Here is a 17,993-nt window from a genome sequence, read left to right on the forward strand (position 1 = left end):
ATGAAGAACTCAGACCGCTCGATTGTCTTGTCGTTTCCTCCGAAGCTTTGGATGGAAGGAATGAGCGGACGAGACACATGGCGGCCCGTCATACGCTCCATGGATCATGGAAGGCCCGGTGCGGCTTCTTCCAGGCTGCCCCAACTGGCAACGAAGGGCGCGCGAGATTTGCCAAAGCTGCGTCCATTCCGCCAAGATCGACGTCGCCGGGAAAATTAGAAGATTGCGCTCAAGCTGGAGGCGCGCGCCGCATGAGCGGTCAAAAAATCCCATTCCCCGGCCGGCGGGCCCGCATGAGCGCCAGGCTGTTTCGTGGCTATCATCCACACACAGCACGCTATGGCGCGGTCCTGATCCTCGCCATGGCCTTGTTCGCGCTCGCGCTCAGTTGGCGGCCCGCAATCGCTCCCATTCCGGTACCGTCCCCCTCGTCCTTTCCCGCCGAGCAGGTCGCACGTGGCGCCGTGCTCGCGAAGCTCGGCGACTGTGCTGTCTGCCACACCGCCGAAGGGGGGCGTCCGCTCGCCGGCGCAAGGGCACTCGCGACACCATTTGGCACTCTCTATTCGGACAATCTGACACCGGATCCGGACACGGGCATCGGCCATTGGTCGGCAGCGGCGTTCCGCCGGGCGATGAAAGACGGCATCAGCCGCAGCGGGGCCCATCTCTATCCCGCGCTCCCTTACGAGCATTTCACCCATGTCACCGATGCCGATCTGGATGCGATCTACGCATTCCTGATGACGCGGCGGCCGGTCCATCAGGAAGCCCCGGCCAACAAGCTGATCCCGCCACTCGGCTTCCGCCCGCTGCTCGCCGGCTGGAAGATGTTCTTCCTGCACAAGGGTGCGGTGCCGGTCGATCCGGGCCGCTCCACTGAGTGGAATCGTGGCGCCTATCTCGTCGAGGGCCTGGGCCACTGTGGTGGCTGCCATACACCGCGCAACCTTGCCGGGGGCGAAGAAGGCGCGCGCGCCTATCATGGTGGTGTCGCCGAAGGCTGGCATGCGCCGGCCCTCGATGCCTCCAATCCGGCAGCGCGCGCCTGGACGCCTGACGCGCTCTATACTTATTTGCGGACCGGGATCTCGCCTGACCATGGCGCTGCCGCCGGCCCGATGGGACCGGTGGTCGAGAGCCTCGCATCGGTCCCCGAATCCGACGTAAGGGCGATCGCGACCTATATCGCGTCCAGGATGGCGGGACGGGATATCGGCAGTCCAGCGCCTGCGCCCCTGGACAATGAGGTCGCCGCAGCGAAGCGCTTTCCAGAAGGAGCCACCCTGTTCGCAGGCGCATGTGCTGGATGTCATGGTCCTGGCGCACCCATGATGGGGCAGGGGCGTCCGTCGCTCGGGCTTGTCAGCAATCTGCGCGACGATGATCCGACCAGCGCGATCCAGGCCATCCTTCAGGGCATCGAGCCGCCGATCGGAGGCAGAGGACCTAAGATGCCGGGATTCGCCGACAGTCTGACTGACGGGCAGGTCGCCGCTGTCATCGCTTATGCACGCGCCCGTTACACCGATCGCCCGGACTGGTCGAAGCTGGAGCAGACCGTGCGAAAGGCTCGCAAGGAAAGGGCCCAGCCATGACCATCAGGATCAATGTCAACGGGGCGGAGCATGTGGTCGATGCCGAACCCGATACGCCGCTCCTCTACGTGCTTCGCGGCGATCTGCGCCTCAATGGTGCGAAATATGGCTGTGGTCTCGGTCAGTGCGGGGCTTGCACGGTGCAGCTCGACGGCAAGGCCATCTTCTCCTGCGTGACCCCGCTGGCGGCTGTTGGAACGAGAAAAGTGCGCACCATCGAGGGGTTGGGCAGCGTCGACCGGATGAACGCGCTCCAAAGCGCCTTCGCCGCGGAACAGGCCGCGCAATGCGGCTACTGCAGCGCGGGCATGATCATGCGCGCGCAGGCACTTTTGGACGCGATTCCGCAGCCCGACGAAGCTCAGATCCGTCGCCACATGCAGACCAACCTGTGCCGGTGCGGGACGCATATGCGCATCCTGCGCGCGGTCCTGCGCGCGGCCGGTCTCCCCGTCGATGGACATTCGGCATGATCCGAACGGAGAAGTCGGCGATGGCGACGCGTCGTGAAGCGCTTGTCGGTGGTGGGCTCCTGCTGGCCTTCAGCTTCGCGTCCCGCGGCCTCGGACAACTCGTCGGCGGGGGCGAGGGCGGTGCTGCACCCAAAGCGCTGCGCCCGGACCTGCCGGGAAGCCTGAAGAACAGGCCGGAGCTCGACGCCTGGATCCGGATCGCGCCGGACGGCGCTGCGACCGTCTTCTCGGGCAAGGCCGAGCTCGGCCAGGGCATCCGCACAGCCCTGCTTCAGGTCGCGGCCGAGGAGCTCGATCTTTCTCCAGCCACGATCACGCTCATCACGGCCGACACGGCGAGAACGCCTGACGAAGGACTGACGGCAGGCAGCCATTCCATGCAGGATGGGGGCACGGCGCTCGCCAATGCAGGCGCGAATGTCCGCTTCCTGCTGATTCAGGCCGCAGCACGGCAATGGAAGCTCCCGCCCGAAAGCCTGACCACCAGCGGTGACGGGCATGTCATGGCACCCGACGGTCGCCGCCTGGGATATGGGCCGCTCGCCGCCGCCCTGTCGCTTCATATCGAAGCCGTCCCCGATGCGCCGCGCCGCGATCCGGCGCATTATCGCACATTGGGTCGCGATCTCCCGCGGGTCGACATCCCCGCGAAGCTGACGGGCGGGGCCGCCTACGTCCAGGATCTCCGGTTCCCGGGGATGCTGCACGCCCGGCTGGTGCGCGGGCCGAGTTACGGGACGCGCCTCAAGGCGCCGAACTTGGAGGCGGCCCGAGCGATGCCGGGCGTGGTTGCGGTCATCCAAAAGGGAGACTTCGCCGCCGTCGTGGCGCTGAAGGAATGGCAGGCCATCAAGGCGATGCGGGTGGCGCAGGCGTCCGACTATGTGCGAACGCTGCCACCGCTCCCCGTCACCGACGGCCCCCATCGCCTTCAGTCTCTTCCCAGTCGCGAGATCGTCGTGCTCGATACCCGTGATGACGAGCGTCCGGCGACGAGGACGATCAGGGCGTCCTACAGCCGCCCCTGGTACAGCCATGGTTCGATCGGCCCCTCTTGCGCAGTGGCGTTGGCAAGCGATGGCGAACTGACGCTCTGGTCCCACAGCCAGGGCGTATTCGACATGCATCGCGCGGTGGCCGAGCTTGTCGGGCTGCCGGCTAAAAAAGTGCGCTGCATCCACATCCCTTCGGCCGGCTGCTACGGGCAGAATGGTGCCGACGACGTGACCGCCGAAGCCGCGCTCATCGCCATGGAATTGCCGGGCCGTCCGATCAGGCTGCAATGGATGCGCGAGCAGGAGTTCGGTTGGGAGCCGTGCGGATGCGGCATGGTGACCAAAGTCGAGGCATCGATCGGGCCCGACAAGCGGATCGCACATTGGACGTACGAAGTCTGGAGCAACTCGCACAATAATCGTCCGGTGATGGCCGGCGGCTACGCCGTCGCCCAGCAGGTCGTGCCGCCTCTGCTTATGCAGGAGCCCAAGCCCATTCCCATGCCCGAGGGGGACGGCGATCGAAATGCCAATCCTCTTTACGTCTTTCCCAACATGGACGTGCGATATCATTTCGTTCCCGAGATGCCGCTCCGGGTGTCCGCGCTGCGATCCTTGGGCGCTCACCTCAACATCTTCAGCCTGGAGAGCATGCTGGACGAGCTGGCTCTTACGGGCGGCGTGGATCCTCTCGCCTTCCGGCTGGCCCATATGCAGGATGAGCGCGCCCGCGCCGTCATGATCGAGGCGACCCGCCGGTTCGACTGGGCTCATCGCCCACGCGGAGATGGGCGTCGCGGATGCGGCATGGCCTTCGCCCGCTACAAGAATATCGGCGCCTATTGCGCGCTCGCCATGGAAATCGAGGTCGAGCGGGAAACGGGCGCCATCATGGTTCATCGCGTGCAGGCGGCGGTCGATGCCGGGCAGCCGGCCAGCCCGGACGGAATCCGCAACCAGGTCGAGGGCGGCATCATCCAGTCGCTGAGCTGGGCGATCAAGGAAGCCGTCAGCTATGACGACAGCAAGCGGACGAGCTTCGACTGGGGCAGCTATCCGATCCTGCGCTTCCTCGACATGCCGGGATCGATCGACGTCCATGTCATGGACCGCCCCGGGCAACCCTTTCTGGGGGCGGGCGAAACCGCCCAGGGCCCGACCTCCGCTGCGCTCGCCAACGCGATCGCCGACGCGACGGGGGCTCGTCTGCGCGACATGCCTCTCACGCCGGAAAAGGTGAAGGCCGCGATCGGCCTGGCGGGCTGACGATGCCTTGGCTGTACTCATCCGCCACGCAGGCACGCCTCGAGCGCGGCGACGAAGAGCCGCACCTTGGGCGGAACGAGGCGAGCCGTCGGATAGACCGCCCAGACCGCCAGAGGTTCGGGATGCGCATCCGCCAGCGTGATCGGCAACAGCCGGCCGGCCGCGAGTTCTTCCTTCACATCCCAGGCGGAGAGATTGGCGATCCCGAGGCCGCCCAGACAGGCCTGATGCAGGGCTTCGACCGAGCTTGCCGTGAAGCGGCCCGCGACCTTCTGCCGGACCGTCCTGGCACCGTTGAGGAAGGTCCAATGCGAAACCCCGGTGGTCGCAAGGCACTGGTGTCGCGCAAGCTCGGCCAGCGTCGTCGGCGCGCCATGGTCGGCGATATAGGCCGGCGCAGCGTAGAGCGCCCGCGGATTGTCCGCGAGGCGCCGCGCCACCAGCGCATTCTCTCTCAGCGTCGCGATGCGGACGGCGACGTCGATGCCCTGGGCCACGATGTCCACGATGCTGTCGGTCAGCAGCAGGTCGACCTGGACATCCGGGTTCGCGCGCATGAAGTCCGGGATCATCGGTGTCACCACCTTGCGCCCGAACGGGACCGACGCCGTGACACGCAGCAAACCGGATGCTCCGGCTGCCGATGGCCTCACCGCCGCACGTGCGTTCGCCTCATCCTCGAGCATCGCCTGGGCATAAGGGAGAAAAGCCTCTCCCTCGGGCGTGAGCGCGAGAGCGCGCGTCGTCCGGTGCACCAGACGGGTACCGAGCTGTTCTTCAAGTGCAGCCAGGCGGCGCGATGCCGCCATCGGCGCGATTCCGAGCCGACGGGCTGCCGCCGCCAGGCTTCCGGCATGGATCGCTTCGACCAAGATCGCGATGTCAGAAAGGTCCATTATATCTATATCCGATATGCCGACTTATCGTTTCCAATGACTACAGCGGATTTCGTTAGGCTTCTACATGGTCGTGGCAACCACAGCACGGACATTTGATGATGCTCGACGCCGCTCCCTCCGATCCTCTTTTCGTCCCGCTTCGCCTTGGCGCGCTCACTCTCGGCCACCGGGTCGTCATGGCGCCTCTCACGCGCATGCGATCCCGCCAGCCTGGAGACGTTCCGCAGGCGATGAACGAGGAATATTATCGTCAGCGGGCAAGCGATGGTGGCCTCATCATCACCGAGGCGACCGACATCATCGAGCAGGCGCGGGGATATCCTGGCGTGCCAGGCATCTACACCGACGAGCAGATCGCCGGTTGGCGCCGCATCACCGATGCGGTCCACGCCAAACATGGTTCCATCATACTTCAGATCTGGCACACAGGGCGGATCTCGCATCCGACCATGCAGCCGGGCGGTGCGACGCCCGTCGCGCCGTCGGCGGTCCTCCCGACGGGGCTTCGTCACATCGATGCCTCGGGCCAGCCCGCCGACCTCGTGGTTCCCCATGCCCTGAGCGAGGACGAGATCGGCTCGATCGTCCGATCCTTCGCCGTCGCCGTCCGCAATGCCCGTGCCGCGGGCTTCGACGGCGTCGAGATTCACGCGGCGAACGGCTATCTGATCGACCAGTTTCTCCAGGATTCGAGCAATTTGCGGGCGGACCGCTACGGCGGCTCGATTGCCAATCGCGCGCGCTTCCTGCTGGATGTCGTGGATGCGGCCATTTCCGCCTGGTCGTCGGACCGTATCGGTGTGCGCCTGTCGCCATGGGGCCGGTTCAACGGGATGGCCGACAGCGATCCGGCGGCGCTCTACCAGCATGTGGGGGCCGCGCTGTCGGAGCGACGACTGGCCTATCTCCACGTCGTCGAGCCGCGCGCCGACCAGCAGAGCGATATCAATGCGATCGACGCCGATGCGCCCGACGCTGGCGCCTTGCTGAAGCAAGCCTTTGCCGGTCCGGTGATATCCGCCGGTGGCTATGTCGGCGGCACTGCCCGCGCGGCGCTCTCCAGGGGCCAAGCGGATGCGATTGCCTTCGGCCGCCTGTTTATCGCCAACCCGGATCTTCCGCGTCGCCTCGCCATCGGCGCGGAGATGAACCGCTATCACCGCCCGAGTTTCTACGGCGGCGATGAGCGGGGTTATGTCGACTATCCCTTCCTCGAAATGGCGGCCGAGCCCGCCGGGAGCCTATCATGAGCATGATCGCGCAAGCGAAGACCGGCGCAGCCGTTGCGCCGGCGCTAGGGTCAGGTCTCACCTTTTCGATGGCAGTCGCCGCGGGGCTCGCGGTCGCCAACATCTATTACAACCAGCCGATGCTGGGCGTGATGGAGCGGGATCTGCCCGGTGGGATCACCGGTCTCGTTCCGACCGCGACCCAGCTCGGCTATGCGGCCGGCCTGTTTCTGCTGGTCCCGCTCGGTGATCTCGTCGAACGCAAGCGGCTGATCGTTGCGCAATTCGTGTTGCTCGCCGCGGCCTTGGTCGCGGCAGCCATCGCCCCGAACGCAGGGTTCGTCATCCTGGCCTCGCTGCTGGTCGGTATCTCCTCGACCGTGGCGCAGCAGATCGTGCCATTCGCCGCGCATCTGTCAGCACCCGAACGGCGCGGTGCCACGGTCGGAGTGGTGATGTCGGGCTTGCTCTGCGGCATCCTGCTCAGCCGGACGCTTGCGGGCTTCGTCGCCTCCCATGCCGGTTGGAGGGAGATGTTCTGGCTCGGCGTGCCGTTGGCCCTCGCCGCGGGCGGTCTGATGGCCTTCCGGCTGCCGCGCAGCCTTCCCGATACCGACCATAGCTATGCGAGCCTGATGGGATCCCTGGTCCATCTGTGGCGCGAATTTGGTGCGCTTCGCCTCGCGGCCGTAACCCAGGCGCTTCTCTTCGCGGCCTTTACCGCCTTCTGGACGATCCTTGCCTTGCACCTACAGGAGCCGCGCTTCGGGTTAGGCGCTGAGGTGGCCGGCCTCTTCGGCATTGTCGGCGCCGTCGGCATCCTCGCGGCTCCGATCGCGGGACGGATCGCCGACAAAAGGGGACCCCACAAGGTCGTCGCGCTCGGAGCCGTGCTGACGCTCCTGTCCTGGGCGCTGTTCGGCTTGTGGACATCGGTCGCGGGCCTCGTCGTCGGTGTCATCCTGCTCGATTTCGCGGTGCAGAGCGCACTCGTCTCGAACCAGCATGTGATCTACGCGCTGCGACCCGAAGCACGCGCCCGCCTCAACACGATCTTCATGGGGGCGATGTTCCTGGGTGGGGCCGCAGGCTCGGCCGCTGCGACCGCAGCGTGGAAGGCAGGCGGCTGGAGCGGTCTCTCGGTCCTCGGTGCGGGGCTCGCGGCCGTGGCGACCATTTTCCAGCTCGCCAGCCTCGCCCGGAAGCGTTGAGCCATGCGCGTCGCCATCGTCGGCGGCTCCTTGGGCGGCCTTTTCGCGGCCGCCCTTCTGCGCCGTCGGGGACATGAGGTCCAGGTCTTCGAGCGATCGCGCTCGGGGCTCGAGGGCCGGGGAGCAGGCCTTGTCGGCCAAAGGGAGATCTTCGCCATCCTTCGTGCGATCGGGTGCGAGCATGTCGCCCATGTCGGTGTCGTCGCGCGCGAGCGGATCATCCTCGACCGTTCCGGTGCCGTCATCGAGCGTCACTCGACACCCCAGATGCAGATCTCCTGGGATCATCTCTACCGGAGCTTCCGCGAGCAGCTCGGGGAGGGCGAGTATCGGGCCGGTCGTGCGGTGCTGGCGGTTGGCCAGGACGCGGACCGCGCATGGCTGAGACTGGACGACGATGGGATCGACGATGCCGACCTTGTTATTGGAGCCGATGGCGTGGGCTCGGTCGTCCGTCCGGCCGTGACCGGGCAGGCGGATGAGGCGCGCTTCGCGGGCTATGTGGCCTGGCGCGGTCTTCTCCCCGAGGCGCATCTTCCGCCCCATGCCGCCGAGCTGCTGCTGGATCGCTTCGCCTTCTATTACATGCCGCGATCCCATGTGCTCGGCTATGTCGTGGCCGGGCCGCACGGCGAGATGGAGCCGGGGCAACGTCGCTACAACTGGGTCTGGTATCGCCCGACCGACGATCTTCCGTCGGTTTTGACCGATCGTCATGACAAGCCTCAGCGTTTCTCCCTCGCACCCGGCATGGTGCCCGACGCGGCGCGCGACGCGATGCTGGCGGCCGCGCGCGACTTTCTTCCCGACGTTTTCGCGGATGCGATCGCCGCTGCAGCGACGCCCTTCATCCAGGCCATTTTCGACTATGAGGCACCGCGGATGGCCAATGGGCGGATCGCTCTGCTCGGGGATGCGGCCTTCGTCGTGCGCCCTCATACCGCGATGGGCGTCGCCAAGGCCGCCGGTGACAGTCTTGCCCTGGTCGAAGCCTTGGGAAAGCTCCCGTTGGAATCCGCCCTGCCGCATTATGAAGGCGCGCGCATGCCCCTCAACCGGGCGGTTGCGGCCTATGGACGGCGCCTGGGCGCATCGCTCTCCTTCAGCGGACGCGAGCGGGGAAGGGGTCCGGCGGCAGCGGAATGAAGTCCGTTTCCGCCGGCACGGAGGCGAAACGCTGCTCGCGCCAGTCCTCCTTCGCCTGTTCGATGCGGTCAGCACGCGAGGATACGAAATTCCGATAGATCAAATGTGCCGGGGCAGGGGCCCCGGCACACGGGTTGGTCAGGCTATGTCGACGAGGACGACCTCGCTGTCCTCGATGGCGGTCACGCGCAGCACCTCGACGTCGCTGATGCCGGCTCCGTCACGGGCATTGACGCGGATCCCCTCGATCTCGACCGCGCCGGTCGCCGGCACGAGATAGCCCCGCCGTTCCTTGCCCAGCGGATAGTCGATGGTCTCTCCGGCTCTGATCGAGGCGCCGACGACACGCGCGTCGGCGCGGATCGGCAACGCATCTCCGTCGCTCGAGAAGCCTGAGGCGAGCACCACGAACTGACCGGCACGGCCGCCCTTCGGAAAGGGCTTGGCGCCCCAGCTCGGCTTCTCGCCCGTCCGGGTCGGCAGGATCCAGATCTGGAAGATCCGGGTGGTGACGTCCTCCAGATTGAACTCGGAATGCGCGATCCCCGTGCCCGCGCTCATCACCTGGACATCACCCGCCTCGGTGCGGCCCTTGTTGCCCAGATTGTCCTTGTGGGTGATCGCCCCTTCGCGAACATAGGTGATGATCTCCATGTCACGGTGGGGATGCGCCGGGAAACCCGAATGCGGAGCGATGGTATCGTCGTTCCAGACACGCAGATTGCCCCAGCCCATGCGATCCGGATCATGGTAGCTGGCAAAGGAGAAATGATGCTTGGCGTCGAGCCAGCCATGGTTGGCACCGCCGAGGGTGTCGAATGGTCTCAGGTCGATCATGGTCACTCTCCAGGCCGCCATGTGGGCGGCCGTTGGGAGCAAGATAGGCTGTCGTTATTGCAAATAAACAGAAATGGTGGAAAGGGACCGGTGAAGGGAGTTTATCAATGACCATGCCGGATTTCGAAGCCTGGGCCATTTTTGCGAAGGTCGTCGAGACCGGCTCCTTCGCGCGCGCGGCAGACGCCCTGCACCTGTCGAAACCCACCGTCTCCAAGGCAATGGCCCGGCTGGAACAGCGGCTCGGCATCCCGCTCCTCCATCGCACGTCGCGACGTGTAGCGCTCACGGAAAGCGGTCGCAGCGTGCTCGACCGGGCCCGTCGCATCCTGGCCGACGGCGAGGCGGCCGAGCTCGAAGCTTCCGCGCAGGCTGACACACCCAGAGGCGCGATCCGGATGGCGGTGCCGATGTCCTTCGGTCTCCGGCACATCACATCGCTTCTGCCGGAATTTCTGGATCACTATCCCGAGGTCACGATCGACCTCAATTTGAGCGACGCCCATGTCGATATCGTCGGCGATGCCTTCGACATCGCCCTGCGCATCGCGGGTCTTGAGGACAGCTCGCTACGCGCGCGCAAGCTCTGCACGGTTCGCCGTCCGCTTGTGGCCGCTCCGAGCTATCTTGAAAAACATGGCCGCCCGTCGCACCCACGCGATCTGGAACGGCATTTCGGCCTGCTCTACACCAATCTCGCCACCCCCGGTGACTGGCGGTTCCAGCACCCCAGGCAGGGCGAATATATCGTGCCGGTGCGGGGAAGGCTCGGTGCCAACAATGCCGACGCGTTGACGCCGGCGCTGCTCGCGGGACAGGGGCTTGCCCTCCAGCCGGATTTCATGGTGTGGGAACATCTGGCGAGCGGCGCGCTCGAAGAAGTGCTGCCGGACTGGCGGATCCCTGACATCGCTCTCCATCTCGTGACGCCGCCGGGATCGTTGCGGCCCGCGCGCGTCATCCTTCTCCTCGACCATCTCGCGAAGCGTCTGTCGTCCGCGCCCTGGGCCCGGCAGTTGGAAAATTCCGGCTGATCGTCGGTCCGGCTGAAGCGGGCGGCAAGAGAATCTCCCGATTGTTTCCGAGCTGACAGCTGTACGCGGCATGATCCGATGTCATGCTTATTCGGTGGAGAATTTCGGACAGCCCCGGCCTTCATGAGCGACTTTGAGATGACGGTTCGGGCGTTCCGCAGCCAGCACCGTTCGGAATTGGTGACGCAGATCGCGCCGCAGCAGCTGACGCGCGCCCAACTGGGCCTCATCTACCTCGTCGGCAGCGCTGCTTTCCATGATCCGCCGCCACCCATGCCACCGGAAGACGCATTCTATGTCGGCGTCGATGTCGGCGTGGGCGGCGCCTATGAGGAATGGCGAGGTGGCCGCCGGCAACGCCATGTCCAATATGCTCGCGGAGATGCGCGGATTGTGGATATGTCGGATCGTCCCGAGGTGCGCGCATTGAGCAGTCATGAAAGCGTGATCATGATGATCTCGCGTGCCGCGAGCACCGCCTTGTGCGAGGAACATGGCGTTATCCCACCGGGCGGCTTCGCCTGTGGACCGAGCGAGCCCGACCCGGTGCTCGCCGCCCTCTCCTTAGCTCTCAAGCCATCGCTTCAGATGCCGGACAGCGCCAACAGGCTCTTCGTCGATCAGGTCACGCTCGCGGCGCATGTGCATATTCTTGAACGTTATGGCGGTGTCCGGTTGACACGGCTGTCCCGCGGCAGCCTCAGTCCGATCCAGCGACGCACCGTCCTCGACCTGATCGACGCGCATGTCGCAGGCGGCATCAGTCTCGACCAGATGGCCGCCGAATGTGGGCTATCACGCACCCAGTTCGTTGCCGCCTTCGCTCGGTCCATGGGGATGTCGCCCCATCGCTGGATCGTCGCGCGCAGGCTGGAGCGGAGCCGGGAAATGCTGCGATCAAATGAGCTTTCGATCGCACAGGTCGCGCTGGCCTGCGGCTTTGGCGATCAGAGCCATTTCACCCGCGCGTTTCGCCAGCGCTATGGCATCACCCCTGCCAACTGGCGGCGGACGAGCGGCTGACCGGCCTCTTATTCGATCAGACGCATTTGATCGGGATGGGGCTGTGGCTGCGAAAGCCAGCCGGACGACGAACCGATTGATCTCGGTGGCTGCGCTCGGACCCAGGACCCCCATGGACCGCGCCAGCCAGCCGGCCCCCACAAGCGCGAAGATCGGCAGGACGATGAGGAAAAGCGTCGCCATGACCGTGCTCAGCCGGCGCGCGACGTCGCAGCCGCCGGGGATCGGGATGCCAGGGAAGGACAAGCCTCCTGCCCTGTGCCGCCCGCTTGTCCTGTTCCCGCGACGCGTGCCATCCTGCCTCGGCATGGCGTGCGCCATCGCAGCTCTGCGACCTTGTCCGAAGCGTCATTGGGCCACCTTTCGCGATCATGGTTGCGGCGCGCCGTCGTGCCGGCACGTCCTTCAACAGCTTCTTCCTGGAAAAGGCGAGTGGTCTCGCCTCATGCCGCCGGAATTCAGGCAAGCAGGGCAAAATCGCCGCGGCTTTCTACAAATGCCCGAGCTTTACACCCGCGCAATATCGCGCAAGAGCCGAAGGATTCCGACAATATTGGGCTTTGACGCGCAAGCAGAAGTTCAGTCGGCTCTTTTCGAGATGACGGCAGAAGGAAAAGCTGATGATCCGCTTCGCACGCTTCGAAGATCGGCAGGGGCTAGGACTTGCCATCGATCGGGGAGAAGGATTCACCGCGCTGCATGCGAGCGATGACGCCTTTCCCGGAGATCTGCCCGCACTCATCGCTTCCGGCGTGGATCTGATCGAGGTGGCCGAGGCCTTTCGAGCCGCACCTGCCCTCGATATTGATTGCGTGCATCTCCTGCCTCCAATCCCCGATCCGGCGAAGATCATCTGTGTGGGCCTCAACTACCGGGATCACGCCGCCGAAGGGCATTTCGAGATACCGAGCTATCCTGCGATCTTCGCCCGGTTTGCAACCAGCCTCATCGGCCATGGCGCGCCCATTGTGCGCCCAGCTATCTCGGAGCAGCTGGATTTCGAGGGCGAAGTGGCTGCCATAATCGGACGAGGGGGCCGCAATATCCCGCTGAGCGAAGCGCTGCTCCATGTTGCGGGCTATTCGCTGTTCAACGATGCCAGCATCCGCGATTTCCAGTTTCGTACCTCCCAGTGGACGGCCGGCAAGAATTTCGATGCCACAGGCGCCTTCGGACCTTGGTTCGTCCCCGCATCGCAATTGCCCGAAGGCGCAAAGGGGCTGCGCCTGCAGACCCGCCTGAACGGTATCGTGGTCCAGGATGCATCGACCGACGACATGATCTTCGATGTGGCGCACCAGATCGCTCTTTTGAGCGAGGTCTTCACGCTCCAGCCAGGCGACGTGATCGTGACGGGCACGCCTGCGGGTGTCGGTTTCGCCAGGAAGCCGCCGCTCTGGATGAAGCCCGGAGACGTGTGCGAGATCGAACTGGAGGGGTTGGGTATCCTGCGAAATCCGGTCGCCCAGGAAGGATGAAGCCGCCGAATTTGCGCACGTCCCTCCAAATGGTCCACGGGATCGCCAAGGCGCGGGCGACCGGAACATCCTAGCATCCGGCTTCCATGACCCCGCCTCGGCGGACATTCCCATCCGGAGCTGCTGCATGAAACGAGCCCTTATCGCGCTTGGCCTGTCCCTCGCATATGTCGTTCCGGCGGCCCAGCTCGCAGCGTCGGCCCCCATGCAGCCCGGTCAGGCCCCCGGATTCTATCGCATGCATGTCGGCCGCTTCGAGGTCACGGCGCTGCTCGATGGCACGCACCCGTTCCCGGCCGACAAGCTCGCCGTGGGGGCGAAGCCGGGAGAGGTCGCACATCTTCTGGCCCAGCAGAATCTCCGCTCACCGGTGGAGGGCATGCTGAACGCCTTCATGGTCAATAGCGGCGACAAGCTCATCATGATCGATACGGGAGCCGGCAATCTCTATGGCAAGGAAGGCGGCGGCCTCCTCGCGGCGATGAAAGCAGCCGGCTATGACCCCTCACAGGTCGACGACGTCTATCTCACCCATCTGCACGAGGATCATGCCGGCGGCCTCATCCTGGATGGGAAGATGCTGTTCCCCAACGCCACCATCCATGTCTCCAAGGCGGAAACCGATTTCTGGCTCGATAGCGCGAACAAGCCCCAGGTCGGCGAACTGCTCTGGCCCTTTTTCGAGGCCACCCAGGAAATGCTCGCGCCCTATATCGCGGCCGGTCGCCTCAAGACCTTCGACAGCAACGCACCTCTCGCGCCGGGGCTCAAGCCTGTCCCGAGCCCGGGGCATACACCCGGTCATAGCTATTATCTTCTCCAGGACGGGACCGATAGGATGCTGTTCTGGGGCGACACGGTGCATGTGCAGCCGGTTCAGCTGCCCGATCCCGACGTCGCCATGAAATATGACTGGAACGTCCCGAAAGCGATCGCGTCGCGCCGGCGCATCTTTGAAGAGGCCGCAAGAAATGGATGGTGGGTCGCCGGCGCCCACATTTCCTTCCCGGGGATCGGGCATGTCCGGAATCTCGGTGGTGGGCATTTCGCCTGGGTCCCCGCCAACTATAGTTTGAACCGCTGACGGTGCCGTATCGGGTCCGGGCATGGTCGCTCGTCGCACTGCTGCCGTCGGGGTGTGCCGTCCCGGCAGTCGCCGCGACACCGGAGGAGGCTGCGCTTGCTGCGCTCGTCCGGCAACAAGCAGCGGAGATCGCCGATTTGAAGACAAGGCTGGCCGCAGTCGAAGCCCGACAGGCCGTCGATCATGCAGGCAGGCCGCCGCCTCCTGCCGGATCGGCTGCCACACCGGTAGAAGAGGCTCGGACAGCATCCACGATGACACCGCTCCTCGCTCGATGGGGCGAGGGCGCAGCGCCCATCCTGTCGAGCGCGGACGGCATGTTCACCTTCCACCCGCGTGGACGGATATTGCTCGATATCAGCGGCACGACGGGTTCCCGGTTCGGGCAGCGCGATTATGCGACGACCGGAGCGCGGACGCTCCGTCTGGGCGCTGACGGCATGATCGGCCGTCGCTTGAGCTATGTGTTCGAGGCGGACTTCTCCCAGGACAGCGTGAACGTCCTCAGTGCCTATGTCGGGTGGCATAGTCCGGCCACCTGTCGGATCCGCTACGAGGTCCGGATCGGTAACCTCTTTCTCGATCGCGGCGTCGATGCGGCCTCGGGCCCGGACGCCGTTCCCTTCCTCGATCGCAACACGACCGGGACGACGATCGCCCCGCGGGTCGGCTTCTACGCTTTCGGTCTCATGGGCATCGCATCCGGCCCGAACTGGCACATGTCGCTATCCACGACCGGCGATGACATAGACGGGAAGACGGCGGTTAGAGACAGCTGGGCGCAAGTGGCGCGGGCCCATTGGGACCCCGTCTTCCAGGAACGCCGCTTCCTCCATCTTGGTGGCTGGGCGTTCGCGGAGCAATTCTCGCCTGCCGTGCTCGACGCCGGCCGATCGAGCCAGATCGGCGGCCGGTTCAATTCGATGCTGAGGATACAGTCGGGCCCGATCCTCGGCGCGACGGGAAGCGATGGCGAGGGCGGCGAGATCGGCGGCGGCGTCGGATCGGCTTGGCTGATGGCAGAAGGAGGGCGGAGACATATCCATGTGCGAGACGCGCACGATGTGGCCGCGTCCGCCTGGAGTATCGCCGGCGGCTATTTCCTGACTGGGGAAGCGCCCGAATATAGTTCGCGTTACGGGACCTTCGTGCACCCCAAGGTCCGTCACACCGTCTTCGAGGGCGGCCCCGGTGCGATCGAGTTGACGGCTCGTTATGAGCGCCTCGATTACACCGGACTCGTCAGCGGGGGGAGGGGATGGGCCGCTACCCTCGGCACCAACTGGTATCTCAATCCTTTCGTTCGTCTGATGGTGAACTATATTCATTGGGACGTGACGAGCCTCGTTCCACCCTTCATCGGCACCGACAATGGCGATAGCTTGAGTGCGAGGGCTCAGCTCACTTTCTGAGGAAGGCGCTCGATGCTGGTTGGTCAGAGCGCCCGGCCGGCTCAGGCCTGATCCTTCAACATCTTGCGAATTCGTCGGACCTGATCCGGGCTGACCGGCGCTGCATGATTACCCCATGCGCCATGATCGCTCCGGTCCATCCGAAGCCGATGATCACGGCATCGACGCGCTTGGCTCGAAGGGTCATGTCCGACCGTCGATGGAGACGGGACCGAGCGGGTAGCGACGACCGGGCTGGTCCATCCAGTCCGTGAAATCGGCCCGCGCGCCGGGGAAGCTGATCATCCGCCAGGCGAGCATGCCTCGATTGCCGCCATGGATGGGGTCCGAGAAATAGCCTTCCCTGCTATTGCGCAAAGCGAGCTCGAAGAAGGCGGGCAACGTGCTGTCGGCCGGGACGAACCGTCCCCCTTCGACATCCAGGAGAAGTTGCCGCCGGTCATTCGTGCTCCATTCGGCGAAGCCGGAACTGGAACGCCTGCGGCATAGGCCGTCGATCGTTGCGATCGCCCGACGATAGAGGCCCGCCGGGGTATAGGGATGCTGATAGCCCAGTGTCGCCGGCGTATCGGGAAAGTGGGGGCCGGCCATGTACCAGAAGTCGCCGCGGCCATAGGGCCCGGCCAGTTGGCGGTCGATGAAGCCCACGATACCCGCCTCCACCGCCCCGGGGCCATCAGCGTCGGCCGGGATCAGCACGTCTACCCATGCTTCGAGGAAGGCCCATTCCTGGACCTTGAAGAAGGCGGGGGTCCGCCGGTCGCGCGGCACCCCGGATCCGCCGTCGCGATGACAGGAGGGAAGCAGCGTTGCCGCGAGCGGCGCTGCTCCGGCTGCAAGCACCTGTCGACGCGTCGCATGCTGTGCCGGCTTGTGGTCGGGCATGGTCCTGTCCTGCGAGTGACGGCGCGGCCAAAACGGCACGGGCAACGTCACGCATCAGGTTAAAGCGCTCTGCCGCCTCGACAATGCATACGAAGGGATGGGCCGACTTGTCCCAAATATGGGATGAGCGGGGGTTGGCATCCTGCACCAACTGGCGATCACAAAACTCAGCCCCGCCGCTATGGACGGACGACATTTGCCGGAGCCTGATCGACCTCTTTTCCGGAAGGCTGGCAGTTTGAGCGCGACAAGCCATTCAGCTGCGCAAGCCTGAATAGCAGCGCTCGCAATCCTGCCTATGATGTCCTTGGATGCTCCGATGGAAAGAGCATCGCGCCTGGTGTCCTGTCGCTGTGGGTCATGGTCGCGCGAATGAGTCACGTTCATCGGGATGATCAATTTGTCCAAGATCCGCACGAACGCGCCAAGCCTTTCCGAAGAGATGGCGGTCTGATCATGCTCACCAGTTCGAGGACCCGCTTGCATGATCGCGATCAATCGCCACACCGTCCACGCCAACGGAATCCGTCAGCATTATATCGATGCCGGATCCGGCGCACCCGTCATCCTTCTACATGGCTTTCCGGAGACCAATTACGCGTGGCGCCATCAGATCCCGGTACTCGGCGAGCTTTACCGGGTGATCGCCCCGGACCTGCGAGGCTATGGTGAAACCGACAAGCCCGCGTCCGGCTATGACAAGCGCAACATGGCCCGTGACCTCGCGGCATTGCTCGATGGCCTGGGCATCGACCGGATCGCGCTCGTGGGCCATGACCGGGGAGCGCGGGTCGCAACCCGGTTCGCCAAGGATTATCCCGATCGGGTCGACCGGCTGGTCGTGATGGACAATGTGCCGACGCGGATCGTCGCCCGCGAGATCAATGCCCAGATCGCCAAGGCCTATTGGTTCTTCCTCTTCCATCTCGTGCCGGATCTTCCCGAAACCCTGATCGCGGGGAAGGAAGAGCAGTGGCTGCGCCACTTCTTCTCCGACTGGACCTATGATCCGGGCAGCATCTCGGGCGAAGCGTTCGACACCTATGTGCGAGCCTATCGTGCTCCGGGAGCCGTCCGGGGCGCCATGGCGGACTATCGCGCCAATGCGGAAGATGTCGCCCAGGACAAGGAGGACGCCGATATCAAGATTGGATGCCCCGTCCTTTCTCTGTGGGGAGCCGATTTCGGAGCCGTCGGCAAGCTGTTCGACATGCCTTCCGTGTGGGCGGAGATGGCCTCGGATCTGCGCGCCGAAGCTATCCCGAACTGCGGCCATTTGCCGCATGAGGAACGCCCCGAAGCCGTCAACGCGCTCCTCCTGGAATTCCTGCAGGGATGGCAGGGCTAGGGGCAATCGACATTCATCGTAACCAGATCATGACGGCGGCGAGGTGGGCGAAGCCTGTGAAGTGGACGGTGCGCC

General features: G+C 64.9%; 16 protein-coding genes. 12 read left to right on the forward strand and 4 right to left on the reverse strand.

Annotated features, from left to right (window positions below; translation table 11 throughout):
• Nucleotides 1-293: 293 nt before the first annotated feature.
• The 3 genes from CLG96_RS18315 to CLG96_RS18325 are packed head-to-tail and all read left to right on the forward strand — an operon-like array spanning nucleotide 294 to nucleotide 4,332.
• Entirely contained in the window at nucleotides 294-1,598 is a 1,305-nt protein-coding gene (locus CLG96_RS18315; protein ID WP_107970258.1) for a cytochrome c, read from the forward strand.
• Entirely contained in the window at nucleotides 1,595-2,071 is a 477-nt protein-coding gene (locus CLG96_RS18320) for a (2Fe-2S)-binding protein (protein ID WP_107970260.1), read from the forward strand. The genes CLG96_RS18315 and CLG96_RS18320 overlap by 4 nt, the downstream gene beginning before the upstream one ends.
• On the forward strand, nucleotides 2,068-4,332 hold the full coding sequence (locus tag CLG96_RS18325) for a xanthine dehydrogenase family protein molybdopterin-binding subunit (RefSeq protein WP_243395863.1): 2,265 nt from the start codon (nucleotides 2,068-2,070) through the stop codon (nucleotides 4,330-4,332). Before CLG96_RS18320 ends, CLG96_RS18325 begins: the two co-directional genes overlap by 4 nt.
• 17 nt (nucleotides 4,333-4,349) lie before the next feature.
• Here CLG96_RS18325 and CLG96_RS18330 read toward each other — a convergent pair whose 3' ends face one another.
• A complete protein-coding gene (locus CLG96_RS18330; protein WP_107970262.1) occupies nucleotides 4,350-5,228 on the reverse strand; it encodes a LysR family transcriptional regulator in 879 nt (292 codons plus the stop codon).
• Between the two features lie 98 nt (nucleotides 5,229-5,326).
• Here CLG96_RS18330 and CLG96_RS18335 point away from each other — a divergent pair, with 98 nt between their 5' ends.
• From CLG96_RS18335 to CLG96_RS18345, 3 genes are read left to right on the forward strand one after another with little or no spacing between them, the layout of a single operon-like run.
• Nucleotides 5,327-6,481, forward strand: a complete 1,155-nt coding sequence (locus tag CLG96_RS18335; RefSeq protein WP_243395864.1) for an alkene reductase — start codon at nucleotides 5,327-5,329, stop codon at nucleotides 6,479-6,481.
• On the forward strand, nucleotides 6,478-7,671 hold the full coding sequence (locus CLG96_RS18340) for an MFS transporter (protein WP_107970264.1): 1,194 nt from the start codon (nucleotides 6,478-6,480) through the stop codon (nucleotides 7,669-7,671). The genes CLG96_RS18335 and CLG96_RS18340 overlap by 4 nt, the downstream gene beginning before the upstream one ends.
• A 3-nt stretch (nucleotides 7,672-7,674) precedes the next feature.
• On the forward strand, nucleotides 7,675-8,817 hold the full coding sequence (locus CLG96_RS18345) for an FAD binding domain-containing protein (protein ID WP_107970266.1): 1,143 nt from the start codon (nucleotides 7,675-7,677) through the stop codon (nucleotides 8,815-8,817).
• On the opposite strand, the gene CLG96_RS18350 is transcribed toward CLG96_RS18345, so the two are convergent.
• Together CLG96_RS18350 and CLG96_RS18355 are read right to left on the reverse strand one after the other, a co-directional pair.
• A complete protein-coding gene (locus CLG96_RS18350; RefSeq protein ID WP_279330756.1) occupies nucleotides 8,774-8,959 on the reverse strand; it encodes a pirin-like C-terminal cupin domain-containing protein in 186 nt (61 codons plus the stop codon). The genes CLG96_RS18345 and CLG96_RS18350 overlap by 44 nt on opposite strands.
• Nucleotides 8,956-9,654, reverse strand: a complete 699-nt coding sequence (locus tag CLG96_RS18355; protein WP_107970331.1) for a pirin family protein — start codon at nucleotides 9,652-9,654, stop codon at nucleotides 8,956-8,958. The genes CLG96_RS18350 and CLG96_RS18355 overlap by 4 nt, the downstream gene beginning before the upstream one ends.
• Before the next feature lie 107 nt (nucleotides 9,655-9,761).
• Between CLG96_RS18355 and CLG96_RS18360 the strand changes: the two genes are divergently transcribed.
• The 5 genes from CLG96_RS18360 to CLG96_RS18385 all read left to right on the forward strand — a co-directional run bounded on the left by CLG96_RS18360 (nucleotide 9,762) and on the right by CLG96_RS18385 (nucleotide 15,685).
• Entirely contained in the window at nucleotides 9,762-10,688 is a 927-nt protein-coding gene (locus CLG96_RS18360; RefSeq protein WP_107970268.1) for a LysR family transcriptional regulator, read from the forward strand.
• A gap of 138 nt (nucleotides 10,689-10,826) precedes the next feature.
• Nucleotides 10,827-11,711, forward strand: coding sequence for a helix-turn-helix domain-containing protein (locus tag CLG96_RS18365; RefSeq protein WP_165799706.1), 885 nt, complete (start codon nucleotides 10,827-10,829; stop codon nucleotides 11,709-11,711).
• Nucleotides 11,712-12,463: 752 nt separating this feature from the next.
• On the forward strand, nucleotides 12,464-13,189 hold the full coding sequence (locus CLG96_RS18375) for a fumarylacetoacetate hydrolase family protein (RefSeq protein ID WP_243395865.1): 726 nt from the start codon (nucleotides 12,464-12,466) through the stop codon (nucleotides 13,187-13,189).
• Between the two features lie 127 nt (nucleotides 13,190-13,316).
• Nucleotides 13,317-14,273, forward strand: a complete 957-nt coding sequence (locus CLG96_RS18380; RefSeq protein WP_107970273.1) for an MBL fold metallo-hydrolase — start codon at nucleotides 13,317-13,319, stop codon at nucleotides 14,271-14,273.
• A 254-nt stretch (nucleotides 14,274-14,527) separates the two neighbouring features.
• Nucleotides 14,528-15,685, forward strand: coding sequence for an OprO/OprP family phosphate-selective porin (locus CLG96_RS18385; protein ID WP_107970275.1), 1,158 nt, complete (start codon nucleotides 14,528-14,530; stop codon nucleotides 15,683-15,685).
• Between the two features lie 183 nt (nucleotides 15,686-15,868).
• On the opposite strand, the gene CLG96_RS18390 is transcribed toward CLG96_RS18385, so the two are convergent.
• The gene (locus CLG96_RS18390; RefSeq protein ID WP_107970277.1) at nucleotides 15,869-16,570 is read right to left on the reverse strand and encodes a gluconate 2-dehydrogenase subunit 3 family protein; all 702 of its coding nucleotides are present in this window, start codon (nucleotides 16,568-16,570) and stop codon (nucleotides 15,869-15,871) included.
• A 484-nt stretch (nucleotides 16,571-17,054) separates the two neighbouring features.
• On the opposite strand from CLG96_RS18390, the gene CLG96_RS18395 reads away from it, so the two are divergent.
• Nucleotides 17,055-17,918 (forward strand): alpha/beta fold hydrolase, encoded by an 864-nt coding sequence (locus CLG96_RS18395; RefSeq protein ID WP_107970279.1) that lies wholly within the window; start codon nucleotides 17,055-17,057, stop codon nucleotides 17,916-17,918.
• Nucleotides 17,919-17,993 lie beyond the last annotated feature (75 nt).

Source organism: Sphingomonas oleivorans, assembly GCF_003050615.1.
GTDB lineage: Bacteria > Pseudomonadota > Alphaproteobacteria > Sphingomonadales > Sphingomonadaceae > Sphingomonas_H > Sphingomonas_H oleivorans.

Coding starts and splice junctions, on each gene's coding strand:
- CLG96_RS18385 (WP_107970275.1), top strand. CDS start 14,528: ATGACACCGCTCCTCGCTCGATGGGGCGAGGGCGCAGCGCCCATCCTG.
- CLG96_RS18355 (WP_107970331.1), bottom strand. CDS start 9,654: ATGATCGACCTGAGACCATTCGACACCCTCGGCGGTGCCAACCATGGC.
- CLG96_RS18345 (WP_107970266.1), top strand. CDS start 7,675: ATGCGCGTCGCCATCGTCGGCGGCTCCTTGGGCGGCCTTTTCGCGGCC.
- CLG96_RS18315 (WP_107970258.1), top strand. CDS start 294: ATGAGCGCCAGGCTGTTTCGTGGCTATCATCCACACACAGCACGCTAT.
- CLG96_RS18380 (WP_107970273.1), top strand. CDS start 13,317: ATGAAACGAGCCCTTATCGCGCTTGGCCTGTCCCTCGCATATGTCGTT.
- CLG96_RS18335 (WP_243395864.1), top strand. CDS start 5,327: ATGATGCTCGACGCCGCTCCCTCCGATCCTCTTTTCGTCCCGCTTCGC.
- CLG96_RS18395 (WP_107970279.1), top strand. CDS start 17,055: ATGATCGCGATCAATCGCCACACCGTCCACGCCAACGGAATCCGTCAG.
- CLG96_RS18365 (WP_165799706.1), top strand. CDS start 10,827: ATGACGGTTCGGGCGTTCCGCAGCCAGCACCGTTCGGAATTGGTGACG.
- CLG96_RS18320 (WP_107970260.1), top strand. CDS start 1,595: ATGACCATCAGGATCAATGTCAACGGGGCGGAGCATGTGGTCGATGCC.
- CLG96_RS18360 (WP_107970268.1), top strand. CDS start 9,762: ATGACCATGCCGGATTTCGAAGCCTGGGCCATTTTTGCGAAGGTCGTC.
- CLG96_RS18390 (WP_107970277.1), bottom strand. CDS start 16,570: ATGCCCGACCACAAGCCGGCACAGCATGCGACGCGTCGACAGGTGCTT.
- CLG96_RS18340 (WP_107970264.1), top strand. CDS start 6,478: ATGAGCATGATCGCGCAAGCGAAGACCGGCGCAGCCGTTGCGCCGGCG.
- CLG96_RS18330 (WP_107970262.1), bottom strand. CDS start 5,228: ATGGACCTTTCTGACATCGCGATCTTGGTCGAAGCGATCCATGCCGGA.
- CLG96_RS18325 (WP_243395863.1), top strand. CDS start 2,068: ATGATCCGAACGGAGAAGTCGGCGATGGCGACGCGTCGTGAAGCGCTT.